Genomic DNA, 25,349 nt, shown 5'->3' with positions numbered 1-25,349 from the left:
ATAATTATCGTTTGCGTTATCATATATTTTGGTTAAAATAGCGCTAACAAATAATTTAATACTCACCCTTAGATCCACAATGAAGGCATAACGATACATGAATCAACATAAATTAGGCTTCCTCTGCTTCTCTGTTTTACTTGGATTAAATTCAGCTAACCCTGCCATAGCACAATCCAAAAGTAATGAGGCAGAGATCGAGGTTGTAGAAGTTCAAGGCTCTTATATCAAAGGCTATGCAGCTCATGATGCAAGTGGTGCATCCCATCTGGATCTATCTATTGCTGATATTCCCCAATCAGTTTCAGTGATCACAAGTGCCCAGATGCAAGATTTCCAACTCACGGGGATAAATGAAGCACTAGAGAGTGCAACGGGTGTGAATGTTGAGCGCATAGAAACGGATCGTACTTATTACACGGCTCGTGGGTTTGATATTACCAACTTTCAAGTGGATGGGATTGGATTGCCTCTAACCAACGGTAATAATCATGCTAATGAAGACACCGCTATCTATGATCGAGTCGAAGTTATCCGCGGTGCAAATGGGTTAATGACCGGCGTAGGTAATCCTTCAGCCACCATAAACTTCATCCGCAAGCGCCCCACCGCTGACACTCAATTACTCATAAATGGCACTAGAGGTTCTTGGAACAACTCACGAATCGAGATTGATCTTTCTACACCGATAACAGATAAGGTAAGCGGCCGGTTTGTGGCAGTCAAAGAATTCAAGGACTCTTACTTGGATCGTTACCAAACCGACAAAAATGTTGTATACGGCTTTATTGAAGCCAAATTATCTGACGACACAACCTTTTCACTCAGTCATACCTTTTTAAATACGACTTCAACGGGTAACAGTTGGGGTGCGCTCCCGCTTTTTTATACTGATGGCAGTGCGACCCAGTTTGATGCTTCAACGAATACCTCAGCTGATTGGTCTAATTGGCACATTATAAATAACAATACAGTGGCTGAGATTAGTCATTATTTCACTAGCGACTGGCGCCTAAAAGCTACCTACACCCATAAAACCACCGATGAAGACACCGAACTATTTTATGTTTTCGGTACCCCTAACAAAGAAACTGGCCTAGGTTTGACTGGCTATGCCAGTGAATATGATCTTGATGATAAACATGATTTGTTCGACATTTATGTTAACGGTGATTTCGAGCTATTCGAACGTGATCACCAACTAGTATTTGGGGCTAATTACGCGAAAATGAGTTACCAAGATATCTCTTTGTATGACTATGCAAATGGTTTTCCTAGCATACCAGATTTAGACGAATGGGACGGTAAAACGGCGCAAATGAACTTTGCTGATGGTAAAACCGGGAGCGATGTTACCGAAACCCAAAAAGCTGTTTATTTCACAGCACGCTTTAATTTGGCTGATGAGCTCCACCTTATCACAGGAGGCCGTTATAATTATTGGGATGTCGAAGGGATTTCATATGGCATCGACGAATATGCCGATGAATCTCAGTTCATTCCCTATGTTGGCTTGGTTTACAAGGTTCTGCCTAATTTGTCAGCCTATGCAAGTTACACCGAAACTTTTGTTTCTCAAACGGAGCGGGATATTAACAATAACTTTCTAGCGCCTGTTACCGGAGAAAGCCAGGAAGTTGGCGTTAAAGGCGAACTATTCGACGGCAAACTTATTGCTAGCTTTGCATACTTTGATGTACTTCAGAAAAATTTGGCCGTGCTCGACCCGGCTACATTAGACCGCCCTATTGATGACCAACGTTATATGGGTGCCCAAGGCATCAGCAGTGATGGCTTTGAAATCGACATTGCTGGCCAACTGTATCCAGGCTTACAGGTTAGTATGGGCTACACTGATTTCACTATCGACGGCAATGAATTGGTTGCGAATTATACCCCTAGCCAAATGTTAAAGTTAGGCGCGAGTTATAAAGTTGCTCAAGTCGAGGGACTTAGCCTTGGTGTGAATATGCGTTGGCAGAACGACATCTCCCGTGTTCAAGGGGTCGTGGCCGAAGGCTTTACTAAGGCAGGACAAACTATTGTTACCACGCAAGACGCTTATAGCGTGGTCAGTTTGATGGCAAGGTACGAGTATAATAAGCATGTTTCATTAACGATTAATGCTAACAACGTGATGGATGAAAAATACCTTACCAGCCTATACTGGGCTCAAGGTTACTATGGTGCTCCAGCTAATTATAGCGCCAGCTTAACGATTAAGATGTAACCCCCCCTAATACCGTGGCGCAGAGTTAACTCTGCGCCACGGTATTTCCAGTCAAAAAAGCCCCCCATAATTACCGCTATCACTGCCTTTGCTACAAAAATGCCGCTGTTACTTATTATTTAAGCATCCTAGAGGCAGTAAATTGCCACTTTTGGCTCCGTTGATACTCTCACATATTAGCTTCTGCTAGCCCTGTCTATTGCACCCATTGTATTTGCTGACAATCAAGCTAACTGGCCTGTTTATTGCTGTATCTAACGTAAGCTACCTTCACCCACAGTCTAATAGTTATGCAAATCAATCCTTCCCAGACCAGTCTATTTGATTATATTTACGATTCTGATAAATCAGCATCAACTCTGGAAACCATAGGTAAAAACCAGTCAAAAAATATAAGCAGTGGTTTATCTGCGTTTGAAACCGGCCTGCAACGAAATGAATTTGATGACACATTAAAACGTATTGAAAAAGGTCAAATTGATCTCGACGTAAATACCGTCGAACATTACTTACAATTTAATTTGCAGCGACTCGAACAACAAGTATCAAGCTTGCAGAGCCGGTTTGACCTACAGCAACCTATTAGAATCACAATAGCAGAGGATGGCTTGCAGGTAGATACCCAAAGCCAGCCAGAGCTTCAAGGCTACTTAGCCAAAGATCAGCGTCTGACAAGTCTGTTAGAACAAACGTCAAAATTATCTCAATTTATGGAATGGGCCGCGGCTAAACAGCAAGCTGCTAGCTTTCAATCGGAAGACATGCCAGAGGATACCCTCATCAACTTTCTGCAAGATGCTCGAAAGGTGGTTACTGAACCCAATAGTATTTTTTTATCTAGCAAGGGCGTGACCTTTGGCTCACAAGGGCATAGTCAAAAATTGATCGAACAATACTCAGAAAACAGCAGTCGAAAGTGAAGTTAAACACATGCCTACAAATCGACTTTCACGCTGGCGCACTTGCTTAAAAAGGATAGCTATTGAGCAATTAACAGCGGTTTTTCTGTAAAAATATTCAAACTTAAACATTAACGGTTAAATCTATACCGCTCAAAGGGCAAAGATGTCAAAATTTACCTTACTGTTAAGTTGTCACTTCATCTGCAATCTCTTTAGTTACACAGGACTAATACGCAGAGTCAACTCCAATCCTAGGTCAGTTTATTTTTGTTGATAGCTGCCAGTATGAAGGGTTGAATAACCTAACCATCTGATAAAATGTAAAAAGTAAGGATCAACAGCAATGAAAATCGCGCTTATGAACGAATTTAGCCAAGCATCAAAGAACGCCACTGTTCTGGCTGAATTAAACGAGGTTGCCGGTGGACTCGGTCACCATGTATTTAATGTAGGTATGAGTGATGATAACGATCACCGCCTTACCTATATTCATTTGGGCATTTGGGCATTTGCGCCGCTATATTATTAAATTCTAAAGCGGTCGATTTTGTGATCGCAGGTTGTGGAACCGGTCAAGGTGCACTGATGTCTTTAAATGCCCATCCTGGAGTCGCATGTGGATGCTGCATAGACCCTGCAGATGCTTATTTATTTGCACAGATCAATAATGGTAATGCTTTAGCCCTGCCTTTCGCCAAAGGCTTTGGCTGGGGCGCAGAGCTTAATATTCGTTATATTTTTGAAAAAGCATTCAGCGGAGAAAAAGGCTTGGGCTATCCCGCGGAGCGCAGGGACTCTCAAGTCGCTAATGCCACCATCCTTGATGGTGTTAAAAATGCGCTGGCCAAGCCGTTCATGGAGGGCTTAAAAGCCCTCGATCAAGAGCTGGTTAGCACAGCTGTAGGAGGAGAACGTTTTCAGGCTTGCTTGTTTGAACACAGTCAGGATGCTGAGTTAACGGCGTATGTTAAATCCCTTTTAAATTAACAATAAATTATCCAACGACAGCCAACAAATACAGGTACTCGGCTGTCGTTAATTAGAAACCCCACAACTAGTGACAGTGAACAAATATAGCCGCATCACTGTCTCGCTGCGAGCCGAATAGATCGCAGCCACATCAATTGCTTAGTCGTGGTTCATTGAGCCGATTTTATGGATAGCCAGATCGGCTCCAACAAACTCATCTTCTTCACTCAAGCGCAAACCTGATATTTTATGAATAAGCCCATAGACAATTCCGCCACCGATAAGCGCAACAGCGATACCTGCTAGGGTTCCAATGACCTGTGCAGTAAGGGAAACGCCACCTAAACCGCCTAAGGATTGACTACCGAAGATACCGGCTGCAATACCTCCCCACGCCCCGCAGATTCCGTGCAATGGCCACACCCCTAATACATCATCAATTTTACGAGTTCGTTGTAGCATAGTGAACAAAAATACAAACAAGCCTCCTGCAATCACACCCACCACCAATGATCCTATCGGATGCATGATGTCTGACCCTGCACACACTGCCACTAAGCCTGCTAAGGGCCCATTGTGGATAAATCCAGGGTCATTCTTGCCGAACACTAATGCTGCAATAATGCCACCCACCATGGCCATCAATGAATTGACTGCCACCAGCCCACTAATACTGTCCATACTTTGTGCAGACATAACATTAAATCCAAACCAGCCAATACACAAAACCCAGGTTCCTAAGGCTAGAAACGGAATATTCGAGGGTGCAAAAGCAACTAACTTACCACCGGACGTTCTCCCTTTGCGCAGTCCTAAGAAATACACCCCGACGAAGGCTAACCAGCCCCCTACTCCGTGTACAACCACGGAGCCAGCAAAATCGTGAAACGCCGCGCCTGTAGTCTGTTCAAGCCAAGCTTGCAAACCATAATTACCATTCCAAACAATCCCCTCAAAAAAGGGATATACAAAAGCGACAATTAACCCTGAGGCCAGCAAAAATGGGTAAAACTTGCCGCGCTCTGCAATCCCTCCAGACACGATAGCTGGAATAGCTGCGGCAAAGGTTACCAAAAAGAAGAATTTGACTAATTCGTAACCATTGTTTGCAGTTAACGTTTCCGCGTTACCGAAAAATGTGGTGTCGTAGGCAATCCAGTAACCAATGAAAAAGTAAGCTAAACATGACACCGCAAAGTCTGTAATTATTTTCACCAAGGCATTGACTTGGTTTTTACTTCGCACCGTACCGACTTCCAGAAACGCAAACCCAGCGTGCATGGCAAAGACCATGATGGCACCCATTAAAAGAAAATAGGTGTTAGAGCTTTGGATCAGCGTCTCTACTGCACTATTTATATCTTGCATATTCAATCTCAATTAGGGGTTTAAAGTTAGAGTTAACCAGTCTAAATGGCTTCATTATTTAATTCACCAGTGCGAATTCTAATGGCTTGCTCTACATTCATTACGAAAATTTTACCGTCGCCTATCTTGCCAGTACCGGCCTGTTCCATAATAGCTTCAATGCAACGCTCTACTTGTTCATCGGCTAGCACGATTTCAAGTTTCACTTTCGGTAAAAACTCCACATTATATTCAGCACCGCGATAAGTTTCCTTGTGGCCCTTTTGACGACCATAGCCTTTCACTTCTGTGACTGTTAAACCCGTGATCCCTATCTCAGTCAGTGCTAGCCTGACATCGTCCAATTTGAACGGTTTTATTATAGCTTCTATTTTTTTCATGCTGTTACCCGATGGCTAAAGTGAAGTTAATGATGTTTGATTTACCAAAATGATACATTGCAAATGCCTTGAATGCAGGCTTAAGTGTAGACCGAAATGAAATAACAAATTACCCAAGTAACAATAAGTTAACAATAAAGGTGGCGAGTAGGCAGATGCTTAACAAAGGCGACATGATAGAGCTTTTTGGCACCTAGTGGAGTTTTTTATATCTGCCTCAAATATAATGGGCGATTAGCCATTCATCGATTAAATCGAACCAACAGGGCTGTGAAATTTAATGAGGTAATATCAAGATGCCAGATATAGACGAACACAATTCATCCGATAATGGCTTCTTGGTACGTGTTAAAGACGGTTGGGATTTTCTGTTCGAATGGTGCAGAACCAACATCATTTCTAACAATAAGTCTGATAAGCTTTCTATTGTATAAAGCAGATGATGGTATTAATCTGCGCGACAAATATCGATAACCACTCGACAGCATTAAACCAAGGATTTGGATATAGGAAATATAAGCAACAATTCCCCGGACTATTCTCGATGCACAATTGAAGAACTTGAAGACGTTTTGGTCAATATCGATCTAGCACAATATCCTGAACGCCATTTAGCGGCAAAAGCGATGATCTCCAAGAAATTGAAAGAGCAAAAGATAGCGCCTAAAAGCCGTTATGATCAGGTATCAGCTTCTGCGTCAAAACCAAAATGGTCTGAACAACTTTTAATGACCCGCATTATCATAGGGTCGTTTTTGTTTATGACATTTTCAGCTTTACCTGCTATGTTTTATGAGTTTATGACAACCAAAAGTTGGACAGCATATTCCTCAGGAGTGATTTGGATGCTGGCATCCATTCTTGTGGTAATGTGGTTCACATGTCTGAAAAAAGACTCAAAATTGATGCGACGTCTAGGAACAAATTGGCGCGGCAAACTCGCCGTCGTGGTTATGCCTTTTTTATTTTTACTAATGAGTTGGCTGTTTATCAATAAGTCTCTACCTCTATATTTGCACATGGTCTCGGTACAACAAGAAGTGCGCTATGATATGGATTACCGAAAGCGAAGTGGCCGAAAGCACTGCCGTCATCGGGTAGAAATTATTGAAACTGACGAACTAGCAGACGGCGATTTATGTTTGACTGAGAGTCAGCGAAATAGTTTGTCCGAAAAGGGGAAAATTACCGTGGTGGGAACTCGCAGTCAGTTTGGTATGGTGATTAACGGATTTAAACTTACCCTGATTAAGCACACTCAATAAGCGACTGCATAAGCCAGTTAGGCACTTACTCAAAGCACATAACCTAAACAATCTAAGTGTAGATTATTTAGCTTCAAAGACTATATTTCGCGCATAGGTCCCCGTCAGCCTTGCCCCAAATCTGATTTAATAGTCGTCAATTCGGTCAGGACTGATACAAATTACACTAGGGAGTATTCCACCATATGTTTATTCGTGGTCTACTGATTGGCTAAAATAAATATAAATTGCAATCGCGTTATTAATAAGGAGTTCACTCTATGTTTAGCCATATCATGATAGGTGCCAACGATATCCAACAATCAAAAGCGTTCTATGACGCTATTCTCGGTGCTTTGGGCCACGAGCCCGGTGTTGTAGATGAAAAAGGTCGTTGTTTTTATTTTACCGACAATGGCATCTTTTCTCTCAGTAAACCGATTAATGGCGAGCCTGCTAGCCATGGTAATGGCAGTACTATAGGCTTTGCTGCCACGACGCCTGAAATGGCCGACGCATGGCATGCAGCTGGATTAGCCAATGGTGGCACAAGCTGTGAGGATGCGCCTGGTATTCGCGAAGGCGGTGGCAGAAAGCTTTACTTAGCGTATTTACGTGACCCAAGCGGCAACAAGATCTGCGCGTTGCTTCGAGTCAAATAAAGATTCCCGACCCACTTTAGTGAATCCATTTGCGAGTTGCCGGCAACTCGCAATCTTCCCATCATAATTGCCCTTTCCAGACTGTTTTAATCCTCTATTTTGCATAGCTGGGGTTCTATCTATTCGACTATTCATTAACTTGATGGATAAAATCCGCACAAGACGATATCAATCACCCTATTAAACTTGATATCATGGGGCTACACATCTTTAAATGGCATAGGTTATTCAAGTTTGAGCGTAGTGAAAAATTCAACAAAAATTGTGCAGGTTGGTATTAACCTTTAATGAAAATACCTAAAAGATTGCAACCTTTAGTAGAAGACGGTCTTGTCGACGAAGTGTTATATCAGTTGATGAGTGGGAAGGAAGCGACAGTCTATGCTGTGCGCTGCGGTGAAGAGATCCGCTGTGCGAAAGTGTATAAAGAAGCCATGAAACGCAGTTTCAAAAAAGCCGCTCAATATCAAGAAGGACGAAAAGTCCGCAATACTCGTCGTGCCAGAGCGATGGAAAAAGGTTCGAATTTTGGACGCAAACAGCAAGAAGATGCTTGGCAAAATGCGGAAGTCGATGCTCTATTTAAATTGGCTAAGGCAAATGTAAGGGTACCTGAACCCTACGGATGCTATGACGGCGTATTATTAATGGAACTGGTTACCGATGACGAAGGTAATGTTGCGCCAAGATTAAATGATGTAACCATGTCTGCGGAACAAGCCATCGAAGATCATCACCTAGTGATGATTTATGTCATGCGCATGCTATGTGCAGGCTTGGTGCATGGCGATCTGTCGGAATTTAACGTGCTAGTAGATGACTACGGCCCAGTCATTATTGATTTACCCCAAGTTGTTGATGCAGCAGCAAACAATAATGCATTTAGCATGTTGCAACGTGATGTACGCAATATGAGTGAATACTATGGCCAATTTGCCCCCGAATTAGTCAATACCTTTTATGCAGAGGAAATGTGGGCCTTATTTGAGGCCGGTGAATTGACGCCTGACACCGAACTTACTGGCCATTTCGAACACCCAGACGATGACCCAGATGTGGATTCTGTTATCGAAGAAATCAAAGCAGCATTTGCTGAAGAGCAAGAACGCTTGGAAAGGATCAGAGACGCTAACGAACCATTATAAAGTAAATTTTAGTGGTTCGATGGAGCCTATATAACCCAATGTCTTATAGCTTTGCACGGGGCTATTTTGACTTTTCAGCGAATGCTTTCATTACAGTGGCGGTCAAACGTTTTTCCGCCATACCCGCGAACACCCCAAGTAGAATCGCATCTGTCGGATTAAACACCACATTATTCAAGTTGAAGGACAGGATTTTTAATTCAATTACCTCTTTGCCCAACAACAACATGACAATGATGATCAATACCATCAGTAAAATGTAGCGGATAATAGGGGGATAAAGGCTTGAACCATACCTTTCCAAATTATCCCAACTCAGTGTTTCGTTGGTTAACATTCGATAGGCCCAGTTCCCTAAGCAAAGTCCCACAACAGCGGCTAAAAAACATTGTAATTGAGGTAATAAGTTAAGCCCCAAGATAGCAATTGTCGTTATCTTAGATATCTCTAACAAGCCCAACGCTAGCAAAGCAATGACCAGCACTAAGGCGGTAGCTTTATGCAACTTGTATAGAAATAACTTGCGTAAAAATGGCCCCTGATGCTCAGCGAAGTATTGACGTGCACTGTTTAACGCTATTTCCCCTTGCCCTAAATCTCCAATGCCTTGCCCCACTCCGTTTTGCGCGGCAAATAATACACGCTCATAATAGTCTCGATACTCATTAGTACTGGCATAATTTTGGTGCAATAGACTCATCAAGGTGTTAATCCGACTCAGCGTGCTGATTGCTTTATCCGCAAAGGCCGATTCTTCGGCATTGGGCTGTGGTTGATCCGGCGGTCGGCGTTTAAAAGAGATATCTGTTTGAGTGTTACCCTCCGGCGGGTACGCTTTTACTTCATATCCTGCGATAGTCATTGTCGATGTTCCCTATTTTTTTACAATACGTTGCCCGCAACAACTGCAGTATTCATTATCTTGCACATGAGTCTGAGCTTGATCAGGAGGCAAAAACACCCGGTTCAAATAAGGCTGCGAATCAATACCGACCTTGGATGGAAGATCAGGAGGAAGAAAAATATAGGGAGTAGGATCAGGTATGTATTTATTGGAATCTGATATTCCTTTCCTTGAAGCGCCAAAATTTGGATTTTTTAGGACGTCGAGCAATACCGTTTCAACAGCCTGTTTTAACTGCTCATTTGATGATTCAGACTGCGAAACTGCGCCTAATACTGATGCGGTAAAACCCTTCAAAAAGTTTTGTTGCTGATGTTGATCTAGTTCTGCCGCAAAGGGTTTGATATCTGCCCATGATTTCAATCGTGTTAAATTATCATCACCCAATTTACCAAGCTCTTCACGCAATGCATCCGACTGAATAGATTGGAATAAATTATCCATAATGTTTTCCTTATAGCTAGTATCTGAGTCCTCCAGATCCTAGCGTTAATGATACAGACATACTGATTAAGAATGGTACACCCTAGTCAAATTGCAAGACGAACTGATAGAAACTAGCGCTACCTAAAATCGTTTAGTCGTCCGCTCGCCGTTGGCATTATTTGAGGCAAACGGATAATCGTGCCTTTAAACTTTCAAATCCTATAGTCATTTAGTGGCTAAATTTCTTTTTAAGGGGGAAATATCTCCAATAGTGCAGTGCCTATGCATTCACACTAATAACCACGAAGTAACTACACAGCTAGTTGATTTAAAGATATTTTTTGTTGTTTTTTTGAACATATTTAACTATGTTAAAGGCTAGGTTAACGGAGTTATCGAGCTCTTTTTTTTGCTCTGCAATAAAGTCGACTAGGGTGTAATTGTTGAACCCGCTATTTAAATTACTCAGCATCTTTAACCTATACCTGACGCAGCAAATAATTGAGTTGCCAATGCACTAGTCAATCGTTAGCAGTCGAGTGTATAGCCGTAGTCTAGTGTGACTCACAACACCATAATAAGTCTAACAATGTGTACTCAAAAGGAAATGTCATATGCAAATAAAAAGTGTTTTAGTACTGCTGATCTTAGTCTTAGCGGGATGCGCCACACCACCAGAAGTTAAGCAATTGTCCGTTCAACAAAACAGCTATTTTGATGCCGCCATAAAAGCAGTCACAATTCAATCTGAGGCCCTCATTCTAGCCACAGAAAAGCTTGTTGCACAGGCACAACAGCGCATCACAGACGAAGAGAAATCCTCGCAAAAGGTGTTTGAAGACCTCATGCAACAAGGTGCCTTATCGGCCTCAGATGCACAGGGGACAATTACCAGTTTAGCGGCAACCGCAAAAGCCGCGGAACAATCCCGTGCGCAATTGAATCAAGATCTGGCGGCCATCAAACAAAAGAGTAACGAGCTAATCGCGTTTTTAAGCAAGATGAAGCAAGTCAATATTACCCTTGATTCTTACATTCAGTCGGAAAAAGCCGGTGAGGCTGTCGTCAATGACATTATGAAGCAGCCTTCAGTGAGTGCATTATTAGATACTATCAATAGTTTAACCCCAAAAATACTAAGTGGTGCAACGGAAATTAATACGCTACTCAATGGCATAAATTAGGGAGAAGTAGAAAATGAATAAACAACAACTTATGAGCAAGATTGAAGAGCTGCGACAGGCCGCTGAAAGCCTTGAAGGGGCGACCAAAGCATTTAAGCTGAATGAGATTAGTATTCTCAAAATAAAGATTGAAGGCATGGCAATACAAGATATAGCGGCAAAAATGAACTCGATTACACTACCAGAATTAGCAGATATGGATGTCGCCATTGAAAGCGCAGCAAACGCGGTTAAAACCCAGCAACAGCGGGTTCAAGCATTTGATAAGGCGTATACTTTTATTAAAACAGCCTTAGGGCTGGTTATTTGAACCACCTCGACCTTTACCTGCCAGGCTAATTTTCCTAATTAAACGGCTCTTATCGGTTTTAAGGGTCGTTAACGATGGTTAGAGCACATCAATTCTGAATCCATAAACAAGCACTTGTGATTGCTTTTGGCTATTATCTGCACAAAAGCCAAAAAACTGTCTAGCAAATCTACAATTAATCCCACCAAATGAACTAAAATGCTGTATATTCCGCCCTCATTTTTAAACTGTAGCTAGATCTACAGAACACATTAGCTACAGAGGATCCAACATGAAGTTTTCATCATTAGGTTTAAACGCAGAAATCGAGCAAGCTATTAAAGTTTGCGGTTACACTGAGATGACCCCGGTCCAGGAACAGACCATGGTTGCTGCCCGTCGCGGACAGGACTTATTAGTCAATGCGCAAACAGGGACCGGTAAAACGGCTGCTTTTTCATTGCCTATTCTGCAACAAATGCTCGATAAACCGAAGCAAACAGTAGCTTCAAGTCCAAGAGCGCTGATCCTAACCCCAACTAGAGAGCTGGCAGAACAACTCGCTGGTGCCATAGGTCGTTATGCTCAATTCACTGAATTGAAGGTGACTGCTTTATATGGTGGCGTCAAAATGGGTGGCCAAACTAATAAATTAAAAGCTGGAATTGACATTCTGATCGCCACTCCCGGGCGTTTGCTTGAACATATGGCATTGAATAACCTGACATTAGCAGCAGTTGAATTCGTGGTACTAGATGAAGCTGATCGCATGTTAGACATGGGCTTCATAGCCGACGTCAGCACCATCATGCAACATACCGCTAAAAAGCGTCAAACCTTGTTGTATTCCGCCACGACTTCTTCTGCTGTGAACGAGTTGTCCCACAAAATACTGAATAACCACAAAGAAATCCGCGTAACGAAAATTAATGCCACCGCAGAAACTGTCAACCACATAATGTATGAAGTTGAAGAGTCGCGTAAAATTGAACTATTTACTACCTTGCTGAATGAGCAAAACTGGTTTCAAGTGTTGGTATTTACCAGTACCAAAGAGCAAGCAGACAAATTGATGGACAGTCTGAAGAGAAGCAAAATAGACGCAGCGGTATGTCACGGCGATAAAAGCCAAGGTTCTCGCCGTCGTGCGCTGGCTGATTTCAAGTCGGCTAAGCTGCAAGTATTAATTGCTACCGAAGTTGCTGCTCGAGGCATAGACATTCAAGGATTAGATCATGTGGTTAACTTCAACCTACCATATCTTCCTGAAGATTATGTGCATCGTATTGGCCGCACCGGTCGTGCAGGTAAGAGCGGTGAAGCGATTTCTTTTGTCAGTCGGGAAGAAGAGCGCACCGTTGCGCGAATTGAGAAACTGATTGGTACCTCTATCCAACGTGTAATCAAAAAAGGCTTTGAAGTCAGTAATCGGGTCAGCTTGCTTAAGAGTATTTCAAGCAACTCTAGACCAAGCAAAAGTAATAAATCGAGTCAGACTCAAATCACCGGTGACAAAGTGCGAAATAAAAAACCGACTAAACCCAAAGCGCGTACAACCAAACGCAGTACTAAACGGGCTTAGCAGTTTTAGTTTTTTAACGGCAATCAAAAAATTTTAAAGGGCCTGAAAAGGCCCTTTTTGCATAGCTTATATACCCCCCACATAGACACTTTTACAGACGTCAATATGTAAAACTTACAACTACATCAAACTATTCCTCAAGCAAACATCATCAGAAACTATAACCTTAGCGATTTAAACTGTTTTTAAGCTATATCTATCAATGACTTAATTTTATTTTTGGTGTTTTGAACCCCCTTCCAGGATTTTGGTGCAATGCTTGCAATATGTAAATTGGAAGGCTGCAAAGCCGCCAAATTAAATTTACTCAGCAAGGAGAATGTCATGAATAGTGATCGAATCGAAGGTAATTGGAAAGAGCTGAAAGGCAAGGTTCAACAGCAATGGGGTAAGTTAACCGACGATGATCTTGATGTCGTTGAAGGTCGCCGTACCGAATTAGTAGGTAAGATCCAGCAAGCTTACGGCAAAACCCGTGAAGAAGCTGAGCGTGAGGTAGACAAGTTCTTTGAATAGGACGTCTAGCTAAATATTTGATTATCATCAAGCTGCGAATAGAAATTCGTAGATTGCAGAAACAGTCAAATTTATAAGCTTACCCAAGAAGTGGCCAGATAAATCTGGCCACTTTTTTGTTTAGGGGAAAAATATTTTCATCATAAAAACGCCTACTTTATCACCGCCACAGTATTAGCACATATCGACTTGTTGGAGTTAGATTTGTGACGGTTTGATTATGACAAAATCGCTGATAAGGAGTAAACTAGCACCACTAATTACTCACTTGTAGCATCGTGGCAAACCTTAAATATTTATCAGCGTATAATCATACATTGCAAAATCAAATTCAGCATTTACTGGAACAGGATAAGCTCGCCGATTACTTACTGGCAAAGTATCCAGTGAGCGGAAAAGTCAATACCGAGACACAATTACGAGACTATGTGCTGAACATCAAAAATCAATATTTGAAGAAATCTGCGCCCTTAAGCAAAATCACCTTTGACCCTAAAATACATGTTATCAATCACGCATTAGGCTTACATACTTTTATCTCCAGAGTACAAGGTGGAAAACTCAAAGCCAAAAACGAGCTACGAGTCAGCACAATATTTAAAAATACACCAGAGCCGTTTCTTAATATGATCGTTGTACATGAACTGGCTCATTTAAAAGAAAAAGAGCACAACAAGAGTTTCTATCAACTTTGCCTACATATGCTAGCGGACTACCATCAAATTGAGTTTGATATGCGCGTATATCTGACCCAACTTGAGCACAAAGGAGAGATTTACCATGCCTAAACTACCCATCCCCCCCCATAAAAGTGAGCAGCGTTAATGAATTACCAGTTTTCAAGAGGCCCTTTCGATCAGCCACAAGCGATATTTGAAATGGGTGCCGAAGCATTCGGAAAATGGTTCAGCGATGAGTTAGGTGACAACCAACAAAAAATCAGCAGTTTGTTCAGTATTATTGAACAACTAGAAAGCAAGCAAATAAAAGAACACAGATTTAATGGTGCCGAATACGGCCTTTTCCTCGATCAGTACGAAGTTGAAGTTTATTCACAAACTCAGGATTCACTTCCAGATGATGATTTACCCGAAGGAACAGAAGTTTATGACCAAGAAACCCGCGCCGGCTGTGGTTTGGAGGATTTTAAGCACGTACTTATTTCGTGGCGGGAATTTATCTGAATTAAAAAATACGCAGCCCCAAAGCTGCGTATTTTGTACTTAGCGAATTTATCTGGCTGTGTTTTACTTCTTAAGCCATTTCCCATCAACTTTAACGTAATGACCTGATTCGGTCTTCTCAAACGCTTTCTTGGCAGCTAGCTTTTCCACTTGAGCAACTGTGATGTTGTTGTCTCTGGCTAGCTCTTCATATTTAGCTTTGCGTTTCTCATTAATATCATTCACCAAGGCTAGGATATCTGGGCGCTCAACCACTACTCCAAGGTAACCGTTGTCCTGTTCACCTACCAAACCACCTTGTTTAGCTGAGCTGAGTTCAACCGCCAGCACACTGTGACTAAAAAGCAAAGATGCCATTACAATTGCTTGAATTAAGACTTTAATTTTCATGCCTTGCTCCTAAAATAATTCACTATCTTGACTAAAAATATCATCTAATTCTTTGTCTACTTTGACACGAATTTCATGATCGATTTTGACATTAATATTAATGGTAATGGGCTCCTTGGTCTCCACCTGTACCTTGTGAGTACAAGCTGAAATCAACAGCATACTGCTAATAAAAAATACTATTTTCACGGGTCATTTTCCTTGTTTCAAAGTGCCTTGTTGTATGCGCTGTTCGATTGAGTTTTGCATCGAATTTGTGATCCGCATCGATTTTAACAATGTGAATATGTTTTGCTTATGGCCATAATTAAATATCACTGCTTGATTTTTTTCCGGGTTGCGCCCCTCTATACTAAAGGCAAGGTCGAGCCAGCCATCTGAGCTTAAATTCACTTGACTGGAAAGATGATCAAAATTTACATTTTCCAATAGTGATAACTCACTCTGTTGCGCTTTAATTGAATCGAAGGCGGCATTTTTACTGATCCGCAATGTGCCAGGCCCATCACTACTTAGCTTGCCAGATTCAATCAACGGCACTTCTGTGGCGACTCTAATTGGCATCTCTCCCGAGATGGAACCATTGACCTTAATACCAGGCTGATCATGCAATTCAACTAACTTCTCTAGGTCTAACCCTGTCAGATCTATATTGGTTTTTTTAATTGGTGTGTCAAGTCTCATTTCGGCAATGTGAATTGCACCACCAAGTAAGTTTCCGCTAGCATAGTTGAGGGTAAATTCGCTGCCTGCCACACTCAATTGTGCTTCAACATTTTTAATTGGCACGCCTACATTGACTTCATCGACTCTAATCTTAGCTTTATCTAGCTGAAGCGAACCTGAATCAAGGGTAAAAGGCTCATCTATATTCAACATCAGAACTTGAAAGTCATCATAGCCTAGACTCACATCAGTCAGACTTACCCTACCCTGTACGCCACCGGATGTGGCTTGATTGTTTAATTTAGCACTAAAGGTGCCTGATACAGGATCAAGCTTAGGTTCGAATTGCTTTATCCAGGGCTTGAGAAGCTTAACGCTCTGTGGTGGCAATTCAATACTATAGCTTTGTGCTTGATGACTAACCAACCCCGTCAGCGCTGAATTAAGGCTAAAGTCATGCTTACCCGTTACAGAAAATGGCTCCAGCGCCATATCAACTGCATGTGTCACATCAACTTTTTTTATTGTGTATTTGTCTAACGATATCCCTGTCAATACAGAAGTACCGGTTATATGCGCTAGCTTTCCAGCATCCAGATTGACTTCAATTTTTGACCTTATCTGGCTCAAGTTTGCAACAGAACTAGAGACCTTCTGCCCCACAACATCGAGCTGTAAATGCCACGCTTCATTTGACGGATTGTTTAACACCCAATCTATACTGCCTTGCTCCATCGTGGCGCTAGAACCACCCAGCTCGCTGGTTAAGAAAGCAACTGACTGGTTACCGCTTAACTGTACCGCTATCGCTTTATCAGGACTATGCTGCACAGTATAGTTGTACTTGCCCTGACTACTGGCAAGCTCATAATCGTGACCTTGTAGCTGTTCAACAAGCAAATTACTTTGAGTTGAACGCACACTCCACTGAGCTGCGTTTGCCTCAATCACACCTTTGGAATCTAATTCAATAAGGGCTTGCTGGAGATACGAAGTGTCTAGGTACCCGGCTAGCTGTGCACTGAGCAAAACTGAGTAATTAGTCTGAATATTCATGTCAGTATCAATAGTGCTGTCAAGTATTTGCAACTGCAAATTGTCTTTGTTATTTGATAGCACAACATTCACTTCGGGTACTTCTAATAGCTTATTTTGAAACACAATAACTTTAGGGACAGTCACGGTAGCGACCAAATCAGCCGGGAGTATGACTTTGGTTAAATTTGCGCAACCTGTTTGAGTAAACTTGACTGGCAAATGGTGCAAATTTACACGAAAGCTTTGCGCCACCACATCCCATTCAGCCACCAATTTTCCATCGGCGAGGAATTGAGCAGAACATCCATTGTATTCAACAGGGCTTTGCATCTGCATTTGGTGCTCACTAAAGAGCTGTCTGCCATCAAAACTAAGATGGCTGACAATTGGACTAGCCAGCAGCGCCGGCCAATCGACTATGGAACTATAGGGTTCAATTGCCTGCTGTAGTGTAGTACTCATAGACATAATTTGCTGAATATTCCAACTTACTTGAGCGGCTAACTTACCTTGCTCTAGCGCAATTTCGGCGTTAAGGTCACCGCCTAAATGCAGCTCTTGAGGCGTGCGTTGCTTTAGCGTTAAGTGCAACGGTAAATCAAGTAAATAGGATTCGATAACCGCTTGCTTTATAGTTAAAATCGGTAGATAGGAGGGTAATGTTTTCGGTACTAAAGTGGCTATGTCACTATCTTCATTGCTATCGGCTTGGGTTGTATAATCTTGCGTATGCTTGATGTGCAAGCGAGATATCGCTAAGGAACTTTGTAAATTCGCTACATCAGTGACACGCCAGAATGCGTCTTCAATTCTCAGCTCTAAACCAACTTGATCAACGCAAAGTTGGTTGATGTGTACCCCTTCAGAAACACTTATATCGTAATCTATACAACTTATCTGAGTATTTTCTGGCAACCAAAAGGACCCGACAAATTGGCCAATTGGATTACGAAAGACATAACTTACCCAGCTCATCAGCAATACTATCAACACAGGCAATACAATCCACTTCAGCATTTTAGATTGCGACTGACCCAATGTCATTGGTCAATAATCCTTGTTGGTTGATGAGCAAGGCAAAAGTGCATCCTAGCTACAGATTAAATTTATCTTGGCTTGTACCATTCCATAATCATGCCACAACAGCAATAATCTACTTATTTCAACATCAGAATTGCTTATGGCTACTTTAAAGGCTCTTTTTTTTGCAGTCCTGCATTAGGCCAGTGCCCGACTAGACCATGACATTCAGGCATACTTGACAATCATCCTAGGTGGAATGCAAAGCTTTTCGATGCAACAAATCCTATTCAAATTGGAAGCCTGTAAACTTAGACCTAAACACTGTGAAGCATTTTGTTGGTATAGGCTATAATTTTACGCTTTACTCACTCTATGACTGAGGTTGGCTGCGCACCCTCACACCTCAAGCAAGATTAATAATAGAGTAGCAAACTACCTTTTCCAGGATCTCCCGCCTTGAAATTAGCCCTCTGAAATCAAGTTGCTCTGACCCCCTTGATAGATTTAATTTCCCCCTACAGATGATTTTCTATTACAGCCCAGACGCTGCTTGCCTTTTATCATTTTCGTTACTTACACGAGAGTCGATATTTTGCGCTTTATTCTAGCTGATTAAAATTACCAATTGATAACTAATTGATCTTGTTCAACTTTTATTACACCTACTTGACTAATACTTGTATTGAAGCTTCACCACATACATTGATAACAGATAAATTAGGCGTAATTAAATGCAGCAAAAACGTTCAACCTCACCGTCGATAAGACATGTATTATCCGTTATCTTTTTTAGTTGGAAAAATTATAAAGTGTCGAATGTTTTCGTTACTTTATTTATGTGGCTAGTGGCCTTTAGTATTGAGGCTAGCGAAAATATCCCGCTTAAAGAGTCCTTTCCAGCAGACGAAATTACCCACCTTTATCAGATAGGCGACACGATTGTATTTAAAGGCACCGTTAGCCTCACCAAAGTTGGTGCGCCAACAAATATCATGACAATTCAAGTTAAGCAGGAATTGCTACCTAGTAGGATTGTTTATTTAGATAAATCGATAATGACCTTACGCACCACTACTACTTTCTTGGATAGTGGTGAGCAACAAGTTAGTCAGCAAGATATTTGGCAGGAACCAACCGGTGCATTATTTGAACTTACCGATCCAGATGGAAAAGAAATTGTTATCGGCAGCGCTTTCGATAAAGGTCTAATGGCACTTCCTGAATACAGTGCAGCCATTACCGAGTATCAAATTAAATTCTACTCAATCTACGGTGGACCAAACTCTAGGCCTGTTACGCAAGGAAGCAGGACAATTACAGTTGCCCCCCAGAAGACCATTTTCACACCAAACGGCGAAACCTTAGCCCGCAAGATTAATCACCAAGAAACATATGAATATCTTTTTACCTTCGCTGATAACAAACGAAGTTCTTATATGGTCACTGAGCGAAATATGTGGATCTCGCCATCCAAAGGTCTCATCAAGAAAGTTGAAGTTGTGCGTAATTATTCTCACTCTGGCGTGTTGCAATCGACTGCCCGCTGGGAGCTGGAAGTTAAGCAATAAACTTATGAGTTTAAGCCGAGTCGATGAAATTTAGGTGAACGGTTCAGGTGTATAGGTCATACAAAAGCACTTTTAATCTGATCAAAGCACCTCAAACAGGGTTATCGATACGCTACAACAATGTGTATTTTCAACCCGACACATGCTCCAAAACTAAGCAACAAACTAAAGTAAATACGCTTTAAGTAAAATAAAGGAACCAAAAAATGACAACAATACAAACGTATTTTTATTCGCGATTACGCAATGTCCTAATAACGACAACACTGTTATTTATAACCTCTGCTGCCAATGCCGCTGTGCTTTACAACGGTTACGCAGATATTGAATTTAACCTAGACAGCGTACGGCACGCTCAGGGAAACGGTAACGGTCCGGGCCCGGGCCCGATAAGAAATGCTATTTCATCAACCGGAAGTGTTTTTGAAGCTAGTGCCATTAGCAGTGGTGCTGCTACGGCGACTTATCTAACCGAGCTGATATCACCTAACGACTGGGCAATTGATGAACCTTTTTTCCAGTATTCCGAATCATATGGTGACGCAGGTTTAACAGGAGACGGCACTGGAACATCAGATGCGTTTGCTGATACCGAGTTCTCTATTTTTGTCGAAAACAACTTAAATTCAGCGCTGATTTTTACCTTTTCATTTTTTTCTTATGTCAGTGCTGATGTGATCATTGACGGTGATTTAGGACCTTTCGATGACGGTGGTGCCTATGCCGAAATATTTATGGCTGACGATTTTACCGATGAACTGCTTTTTAGCTCTGCAGAGGTTTTTGTAGGCGGCTCTATGTTTGATTCGGACTATATCGAGGGCAACATAATCTTCACTTTAGCACCGGGTGAAAGTAATACCATTTACGGCAACGTTTACAGCGAAGGATATGCGGCAACAGTTGCCGAGCCGTCATTACTGTATTTGTTTTGCTTGGGCCTTGTGGGCTTAGTACGCCTAAAACGTCAGAAAACTCTAACAGCGAGTTAGCAATTTGCTTTTGCAAACGTCGAGCAAATTCAAGAGGAAATAATTATGTTGAAAAATACCATACGCAAAACACCTGTCGCTTTAGCGATAGTGGCTGCACTGCTCCAAGGTAATGCTCTGGCTGCATGGGAGTCCGAGCATGTATTCTCAATTGATGATGTCATGGGTAGCTTTGATGGAACCACCTATGGCACTACGGGTGCTGCTACTGACCCCAGCATAATATGCGGTGTTGCTGATATAGCCTGCGGTGATATAGGAAGCTACTTAGACAAGTCAGGGGTTAGACTCTACCCAGTAGATAGCGAGTTCGGCTACTATGTAGTGGACTTTCTGGGCGCCGAGGGAAAAGTAAGGGATTACGATTACGCAGAAGGCTTTGTCGGCAATGAGCCAGACGGCGGACTCAGGTTATCCAATGCTCCCACTCTAAAATACAAAGTCAAACCGCCATTAGGGACCTGGTGTCAAGGTCTAGGCGGCACCTCAGTGAAATGCGAAACTGAGCACTACACTGCCATGGAACATGTGCTGAGCTGTCACGAGACCATACCTTACAAATTTGCAGATCCGGTAACTGGCGACCAAAAAATATTGTCCTCAGGCAATCTTACCTTCGATTGCGCTAATGCACCTTTAGATGACAACGCGTTGATTCTTGAAGCTGGCACCCCTGGCCCCCGCTTGATTAGTCCTATTCCATGCGACTCCGAGGGTGTTCCTGCTGGTTGTCAGATGTTTCCAAATGATAAAACCGACATGCTGAATAATATTGCCTTGAGTACCGACTACTCTGTGCAATTAAAAGACGATGGCAAGCCACTTTACGGCTGGGGAGGTTTACATAAGCGACCTAATGATGTGCGTATGTATGCTCGTCTTGCCTTGCCTGACGAGTGGAAGGAAGAGGATGCTGATTTTGTAGTTACTAAGGCTTATTTGGAAGTAGACCACCTAATTACCAATAATCCGAATGACCAGATACGCCCGGAAGATCTTGAAAATGAAGCCGCTACGGGACGCAAACCGTCTTATCGAGTTGAGGGGACACCAGGCACTGCTGATGAAGTATGGAAATCAACAGTAGATTGCTATGAAGGGGATGGTGATTTTATCGAGGGCGAAACGCCAGCTAGCCCAATAGGTATTGGTACTGTACTGCGGAATATGCCTTTTGCGTTAAGTAAAGATGACACACCTGGAACCGAGCCTGCTGATGCACCCTATGCCTTTTCATCTGATCTCTACAATGGGTTGACTAACGCATACTATACAACCATAAACCGCGACCCCTTTGAGTGGTCATACGTTAGTGTCAATGCGCAAGATACCGGCGTGTATGACTTTGTCGGTACGGCCTTTCCGAAAACTCAACAAGAAATGGAGGCAGAAGGTGTAGAGTTGGTATCCGGCCCTCGCTGGCGTCTAAAACCAAATAAATTTGGTCAAGATTTACCCGGTTTAGAAATTCCAAAAATTGAATGTAGTGCACCACCATTTCAAAAAGACAATATCAAATATGAAGTTGGTGAAAGAGTGGTGACGGTCATTAATCTGCTAGATTGGAACAATACACTTGGTGCCTCACCATTATCTACCAGCAAAGGTTGGGTTGACGTAAATGCAAACGCCTTTGTTACCGTCGCCGGTTTTACCAATGGTGTTCCTTATACAACGAATGGCTTACCAATGACAGAAGACTTCGATGTTGCGTTTTACGTTAAAGGTGATAGCAAATCTACCGCCATCTATAGCGCCAAGCTGATATTGGAATATGAAGGTCAAGGACCCACGCCTGTGCCCGATGACTTAGACATGGAGTTGTTGAGTCTAGCGGTTCCAGCAAGGGCTACGGTAAACTCTGCGCAGATATTGGCAGTTGATATTATCAACAATGGCCCAGCGGATGGTGCATCAGGAACAGTGACTGTTGAAGGTGTATCCTCTCGCGGTGAAGTTTTGCAGTTCTCAGATATCTTCGCTGATATGCAAAGTGGCCAGCAACAGAGCTTTATATTCCCTTGGACCGCACCGTCATCACCTACAACATTTACATGGACAGCCACAGTAACGGCCGATGCAAATGATACAAATCTAGGTAATGATACTGCGACAGCCCGAACGCGAGTTCGTCGCTAGCCAGCACAGACAGGTTAAACCCTGTTGGAAAAGCTAGGATCACGGTGATGTTATTGAGATTAATGTGAAGTACTAAGCTTCAATTGGTTTCAGTATCATCCCTTGGTTCTATTAATACTTGAGAGATTGGATGAAAATAAAAGCTTACATCCCCCAACCTAATCACACGGCTATAACTGCCACAAGGCATAGGCGCAAGGTTATTGCGCTGTGAGATAAAGCATAGTGTTCAGGTCGTTTAAGGGTTGTACTGATAAAAACCAGACATTTTTTCAACAAATTTTCGGAGGATCACGGTGACAACAAAGCAGGTTATCATCTCTGTATCTATCTTCGTGTTACAAGCATTTACATTGAATGTATCTTTTAGTAAAGAGCACTCCCCTTCCCCAATGAGTGTGCAACAAGAAGGGCAAGATAAAGCCTTGTTACGTGCTGTTGTAACCAACAAACTCCCTGACCTTCAACGCCTACTGGATGATGGTGCCAATCCGAACGCTATTGCACAGGATAAAAACCGACGCAGCGCGCTCATTTTAGCCACAGCAACGGGTCGAGTAAAAATGGTTAAAGCTTTGCTATCAAGTGGTGCTGATGTCAATTATAAAGATAGTGCTGGCCTTGCTGCACTCAACTGGTCAGCAATGCGCAATAAAACCAATGTTGCGTCGCAACTGTTGATCTGGCAGGCAGATGTGAATACCCAAGATAACAACGGGGTTACTCCTTTAATGTATGCAGTAGGAACTGCTAATAGGCAATTACTACAGCAATTAGCAACCAATGGGGCAGATTTAAACGCTGTATCACAGCCTACCAAAATGACGCCATTATTGGTGGCTGTTGAACAAGGCGATAAAGGAAGTGCAATGTTGCTGTTGAAGCTTGGTGCCAACGTCAACGCTTCGAATCACGAAGGCTATACGCCATTGATGGCGGCGGCGGAATCAGGGCAGCATGAAATGCTTAAAATGTTGGTTACACAGGGCGCAAAATACACCTTAAAAGATGCCAAAGGCATGAGCGCAATGCACTATGCGCAAAAAAATAGACATATGAAGATTGATCAATTTCTGCAGTCCTTGCAGAATAACTAGCGCTACAATTTTACCAAACAGATCACAAAATCAGCGAATCATGCACAACGACTTTGTCCCAAAGGTGTGAGCAATTTTCGACAAATTTCAGGTGCAGTGGGTGCACTTGGTAAGCACTTTGTCCGGCTGTATCATCGAAATACATCAGCTCAAACACATCGAAGCTATTGTCCACTACGTCACGTTTTTCAGTAGTCGCTGGCAGGCCTATTTGCATAGATTTAACTGTCGGTATTTGCTTCAGGGTTTTTAAGCCAGCAATTAAGGCATCACGATCGTTAGTCGAGCCCGGATTTTTCAGCCAAAAATACACCGAGTGGACTAATTTTGGCTCAGAACTAATAACTTCTGCGCTCGCTATACTGGCCGTTGCGCCGACACCAAGAACAGCTGCAGTTGTGATAAATTGTCGTCGGTTAAGATGGGCCATAATTTCCTCTGCTTATTTTTATCCAAAAACGAGTCTAGCAAAGTTCGACATTAATGCTACGAAAACCAGCTCCTTTAAAAAACAAAAGCCCCATCAAGATCGCAACATCTTAATGGGGCTAGCACTCAGATTATTCTTGGATGATTAATATCCAAAAAGGCTGAATTGATTAGAACAAGTATTGAACACCAATTGACGCTTGTTTTAGGTCTGTTGAAAAGTTGGCATCATCAAAATCATCAACCGCTTCACCAGCATCTAGGTCAACATCATACAAAGTATAATCTAGTTTAACTGACCAGTTATTCGTTAGTTTGAAGCTCAAACCAACACCAGCGAACAAGCCTTTGTCATCATAATCATCACGCACACCTAGCACTGTGTAATCTGTTTCGTACCAAAGCTGACCACCTTTGACATAAAGTCCGATAGTTTCAGAAAGTGGCATTCCGGCAACCAAACCAAAGGTATATCCGTCTGTATCTGCGTTGCTGACATTATTGCCGTAGCTACCGAAATCGATATAGCTTCCTTCTAATGCGAAATATTCATTGAAGCTGTAACCAGCAATAAACTGGTATGCATCTTTGTCATCATCAAAATCGTCGTCACCATCAACACGTAAGTAACCATAGTTGGCGCCCAGGTAAGCTCCCATAGCGTCTGCGTCATTTACAGATTGAGCTGCCGCTGGGGTTGGAAGCGCGCCTAATGCCATTAGTGATGTGATTAATGAAAGTTTCTTCATTGTATTCTCCTGTTGTGTTATTTCGGTATCCCTAAATTTGGATAGGTTAGTAAAGATTGAGTTGTTGCCGTCTTGGCAATCACGAAATACTTATTACAAAAGGCATGCCAACAAATTCCGCGCAAAAATCCGCCAAAAAAAGTCAGATTTGAATAAAAATAAATCAGTTACGCTGTAGTACCACGTGATTTTTGCAACTGGGATGTAAGATTTACATTCTAGTAAGCACACTGGATTACGCTGTTAACACCTTCCAATTGGCATACAGGTAAG

Annotated in this window: 25 protein-coding genes and 1 pseudogene; 17 read left to right on the top strand and 9 right to left on the bottom strand. The window is 42.3% G+C overall.

Features of this window, described 5'->3' with window-relative positions; all coding sequences use genetic code 11:
• Positions 1 to 97: 97 nt before the first annotated feature.
• From QR722_RS06575 to QR722_RS06565, 3 genes and pseudogenes are all read left to right on the top strand, one after another.
• Positions 98 to 2,230, top strand: a complete 2,133-nt coding sequence (locus QR722_RS06575) for a TonB-dependent siderophore receptor (RefSeq protein WP_286286419.1) — start codon at positions 98 to 100, stop codon at positions 2,228 to 2,230.
• Positions 2,231 to 2,520: 290 nt separating this feature from the next.
• Positions 2,521 to 3,150: a hypothetical protein gene (locus QR722_RS06570; RefSeq protein ID WP_286286417.1), complete on the top strand. Its 630-nt coding sequence runs from the start codon at positions 2,521 to 2,523 to the stop codon at positions 3,148 to 3,150.
• A 325-nt stretch (positions 3,151 to 3,475) separates the two neighbouring features.
• Positions 3,476 to 4,119: pseudogene (locus tag QR722_RS06565) on the top strand (RpiB/LacA/LacB family sugar-phosphate isomerase).
• A 141-nt stretch (positions 4,120 to 4,260) separates the two neighbouring features.
• On the opposite strand, the gene QR722_RS06560 reads toward QR722_RS06565, so the two are convergent.
• On the bottom strand, positions 4,261 to 5,469 hold the full coding sequence (locus QR722_RS06560) for an ammonium transporter (protein WP_286286415.1): 1,209 nt from the start codon (positions 5,467 to 5,469) through the stop codon (positions 4,261 to 4,263).
• Between the two features lie 41 nt (positions 5,470 to 5,510).
• Positions 5,511 to 5,849: a P-II family nitrogen regulator gene (locus QR722_RS06555; RefSeq protein ID WP_286286413.1), complete on the bottom strand. Its 339-nt coding sequence runs from the start codon at positions 5,847 to 5,849 to the stop codon at positions 5,511 to 5,513.
• A 296-nt stretch (positions 5,850 to 6,145) separates the two neighbouring features.
• Here QR722_RS06555 and QR722_RS06550 point away from each other — a divergent pair, with 296 nt between their 5' ends.
• The 4 genes from QR722_RS06550 (at position 6,146) to QR722_RS06535 (ending at position 8,900) form a co-directional block, all read left to right on the top strand.
• Complete coding sequence (locus tag QR722_RS06550; RefSeq protein WP_286286412.1) at positions 6,146 to 6,283, top strand: hypothetical protein; 138 nt, start codon at positions 6,146 to 6,148, stop codon at positions 6,281 to 6,283.
• 66 nt (positions 6,284 to 6,349) lie between these two features.
• Entirely contained in the window at positions 6,350 to 7,114 is a 765-nt protein-coding gene (locus QR722_RS06545; RefSeq protein WP_286286411.1) for a hypothetical protein, read from the top strand.
• A 260-nt stretch (positions 7,115 to 7,374) separates the two neighbouring features.
• Positions 7,375 to 7,755 carry a VOC family protein gene (locus QR722_RS06540; RefSeq protein WP_286286409.1) on the top strand — a complete coding sequence of 127 codons (381 nt, stop codon included), beginning with the start codon at positions 7,375 to 7,377 and terminating at the stop codon, positions 7,753 to 7,755.
• 287 nt (positions 7,756 to 8,042) lie between these two features.
• Positions 8,043 to 8,900, top strand: coding sequence for a PA4780 family RIO1-like protein kinase (locus QR722_RS06535; protein WP_286286406.1), 858 nt, complete (start codon positions 8,043 to 8,045; stop codon positions 8,898 to 8,900).
• A gap of 61 nt (positions 8,901 to 8,961) precedes the next feature.
• On the opposite strand, the gene QR722_RS06530 is transcribed toward QR722_RS06535, so the two are convergent.
• Both QR722_RS06530 and QR722_RS06525 read right to left on the bottom strand, forming a co-directional pair.
• Complete coding sequence (locus tag QR722_RS06530) at positions 8,962 to 9,762, bottom strand: hypothetical protein (RefSeq protein WP_286286404.1); 801 nt, start codon at positions 9,760 to 9,762, stop codon at positions 8,962 to 8,964.
• A gap of 12 nt (positions 9,763 to 9,774) precedes the next feature.
• The gene (locus tag QR722_RS06525; RefSeq protein WP_286286401.1) at positions 9,775 to 10,248 is read right to left on the bottom strand and encodes a hypothetical protein; all 474 of its coding nucleotides are present in this window, start codon (positions 10,246 to 10,248) and stop codon (positions 9,775 to 9,777) included.
• 596 nt (positions 10,249 to 10,844) lie between these two features.
• Between QR722_RS06525 and QR722_RS06520 the strand changes: the two genes are divergently transcribed.
• The 6 genes from QR722_RS06520 (at position 10,845) to QR722_RS06495 (ending at position 14,985) form a co-directional block, all read left to right on the top strand.
• Positions 10,845 to 11,414 (top strand): hypothetical protein, encoded by a 570-nt coding sequence (locus QR722_RS06520; RefSeq protein WP_286286399.1) that lies wholly within the window; start codon positions 10,845 to 10,847, stop codon positions 11,412 to 11,414.
• 13 nt (positions 11,415 to 11,427) lie between these two features.
• Positions 11,428 to 11,724, top strand: a complete 297-nt coding sequence (locus QR722_RS06515) for a hypothetical protein (protein WP_286286396.1) — start codon at positions 11,428 to 11,430, stop codon at positions 11,722 to 11,724.
• A 271-nt stretch (positions 11,725 to 11,995) separates the two neighbouring features.
• Positions 11,996 to 13,285, top strand: coding sequence for a DEAD/DEAH box helicase (locus tag QR722_RS06510; RefSeq protein ID WP_286286393.1), 1,290 nt, complete (start codon positions 11,996 to 11,998; stop codon positions 13,283 to 13,285).
• Between the two features lie 324 nt (positions 13,286 to 13,609).
• Positions 13,610 to 13,801: a CsbD family protein gene (locus tag QR722_RS06505; protein WP_286286391.1), complete on the top strand. Its 192-nt coding sequence runs from the start codon at positions 13,610 to 13,612 to the stop codon at positions 13,799 to 13,801.
• Positions 13,802 to 14,076: 275 nt separating this feature from the next.
• Positions 14,077 to 14,589 carry a YgjP-like metallopeptidase domain-containing protein gene (locus QR722_RS06500; protein ID WP_286287585.1) on the top strand — a complete coding sequence of 171 codons (513 nt, stop codon included), beginning with the start codon at positions 14,077 to 14,079 and terminating at the stop codon, positions 14,587 to 14,589.
• 36 nt (positions 14,590 to 14,625) lie between these two features.
• The gene (locus QR722_RS06495; RefSeq protein WP_286286389.1) at positions 14,626 to 14,985 is read left to right on the top strand and encodes a YacL family protein; all 360 of its coding nucleotides are present in this window, start codon (positions 14,626 to 14,628) and stop codon (positions 14,983 to 14,985) included.
• A gap of 63 nt (positions 14,986 to 15,048) precedes the next feature.
• Here QR722_RS06495 and QR722_RS06490 read toward each other — a convergent pair whose 3' ends face one another.
• Genes QR722_RS06490 through QR722_RS06480 form a run of 3 tightly spaced genes read right to left on the bottom strand, consistent with a single transcriptional unit; the run spans position 15,049 to position 18,123 of the window.
• Positions 15,049 to 15,375: a YdbL family probable chaperone protein gene (locus QR722_RS06490; protein ID WP_286286387.1), complete on the bottom strand. Its 327-nt coding sequence runs from the start codon at positions 15,373 to 15,375 to the stop codon at positions 15,049 to 15,051.
• A gap of 9 nt (positions 15,376 to 15,384) precedes the next feature.
• A complete protein-coding gene (locus tag QR722_RS06485) occupies positions 15,385 to 15,537 on the bottom strand; it encodes a YnbE family lipoprotein (protein WP_286287582.1) in 153 nt (50 codons plus the stop codon).
• A 30-nt stretch (positions 15,538 to 15,567) separates the two neighbouring features.
• Positions 15,568 to 18,123 (bottom strand): intermembrane phospholipid transport YdbH family protein, encoded by a 2,556-nt coding sequence (locus tag QR722_RS06480; RefSeq protein ID WP_286286385.1) that lies wholly within the window; start codon positions 18,121 to 18,123, stop codon positions 15,568 to 15,570.
• Positions 18,124 to 18,833: 710 nt separating this feature from the next.
• Here QR722_RS06480 and QR722_RS06475 point away from each other — a divergent pair.
• From QR722_RS06475 to QR722_RS06460, 4 genes are all read left to right on the top strand, one after another.
• Entirely contained in the window at positions 18,834 to 19,670 is an 837-nt protein-coding gene (locus tag QR722_RS06475) for a hypothetical protein (protein WP_286286382.1), read from the top strand.
• Between the two features lie 206 nt (positions 19,671 to 19,876).
• Positions 19,877 to 20,662, top strand: a complete 786-nt coding sequence (locus QR722_RS06470) for a hypothetical protein (protein ID WP_286286380.1) — start codon at positions 19,877 to 19,879, stop codon at positions 20,660 to 20,662.
• 45 nt (positions 20,663 to 20,707) lie between these two features.
• Positions 20,708 to 22,801: a hypothetical protein gene (locus QR722_RS06465; protein WP_286286378.1), complete on the top strand. Its 2,094-nt coding sequence runs from the start codon at positions 20,708 to 20,710 to the stop codon at positions 22,799 to 22,801.
• A gap of 296 nt (positions 22,802 to 23,097) precedes the next feature.
• A complete protein-coding gene (locus QR722_RS06460; protein WP_286286377.1) occupies positions 23,098 to 23,898 on the top strand; it encodes an ankyrin repeat domain-containing protein in 801 nt (266 codons plus the stop codon).
• A gap of 22 nt (positions 23,899 to 23,920) precedes the next feature.
• Here the strand turns inward: QR722_RS06460 and QR722_RS06455 are convergent, their stop codons facing one another.
• Both QR722_RS06455 and QR722_RS06450 read right to left on the bottom strand, forming a co-directional pair.
• Positions 23,921 to 24,328: a Dabb family protein gene (locus QR722_RS06455; protein WP_286286375.1), complete on the bottom strand. Its 408-nt coding sequence runs from the start codon at positions 24,326 to 24,328 to the stop codon at positions 23,921 to 23,923.
• Positions 24,329 to 24,497: 169 nt separating this feature from the next.
• On the bottom strand, positions 24,498 to 25,076 hold the full coding sequence (locus tag QR722_RS06450; protein ID WP_286286373.1) for a porin family protein: 579 nt from the start codon (positions 25,074 to 25,076) through the stop codon (positions 24,498 to 24,500).
• Positions 25,077 to 25,349 lie beyond the last annotated feature (273 nt).

Source organism: Aliiglaciecola sp. LCG003, from assembly GCF_030316135.1.
GTDB lineage: Bacteria > Pseudomonadota > Gammaproteobacteria > Enterobacterales > Alteromonadaceae > Aliiglaciecola.
Note: the sequence above shows the minus strand (reverse complement) of the source record. Positions and strands in the feature narration are given on the sequence as shown.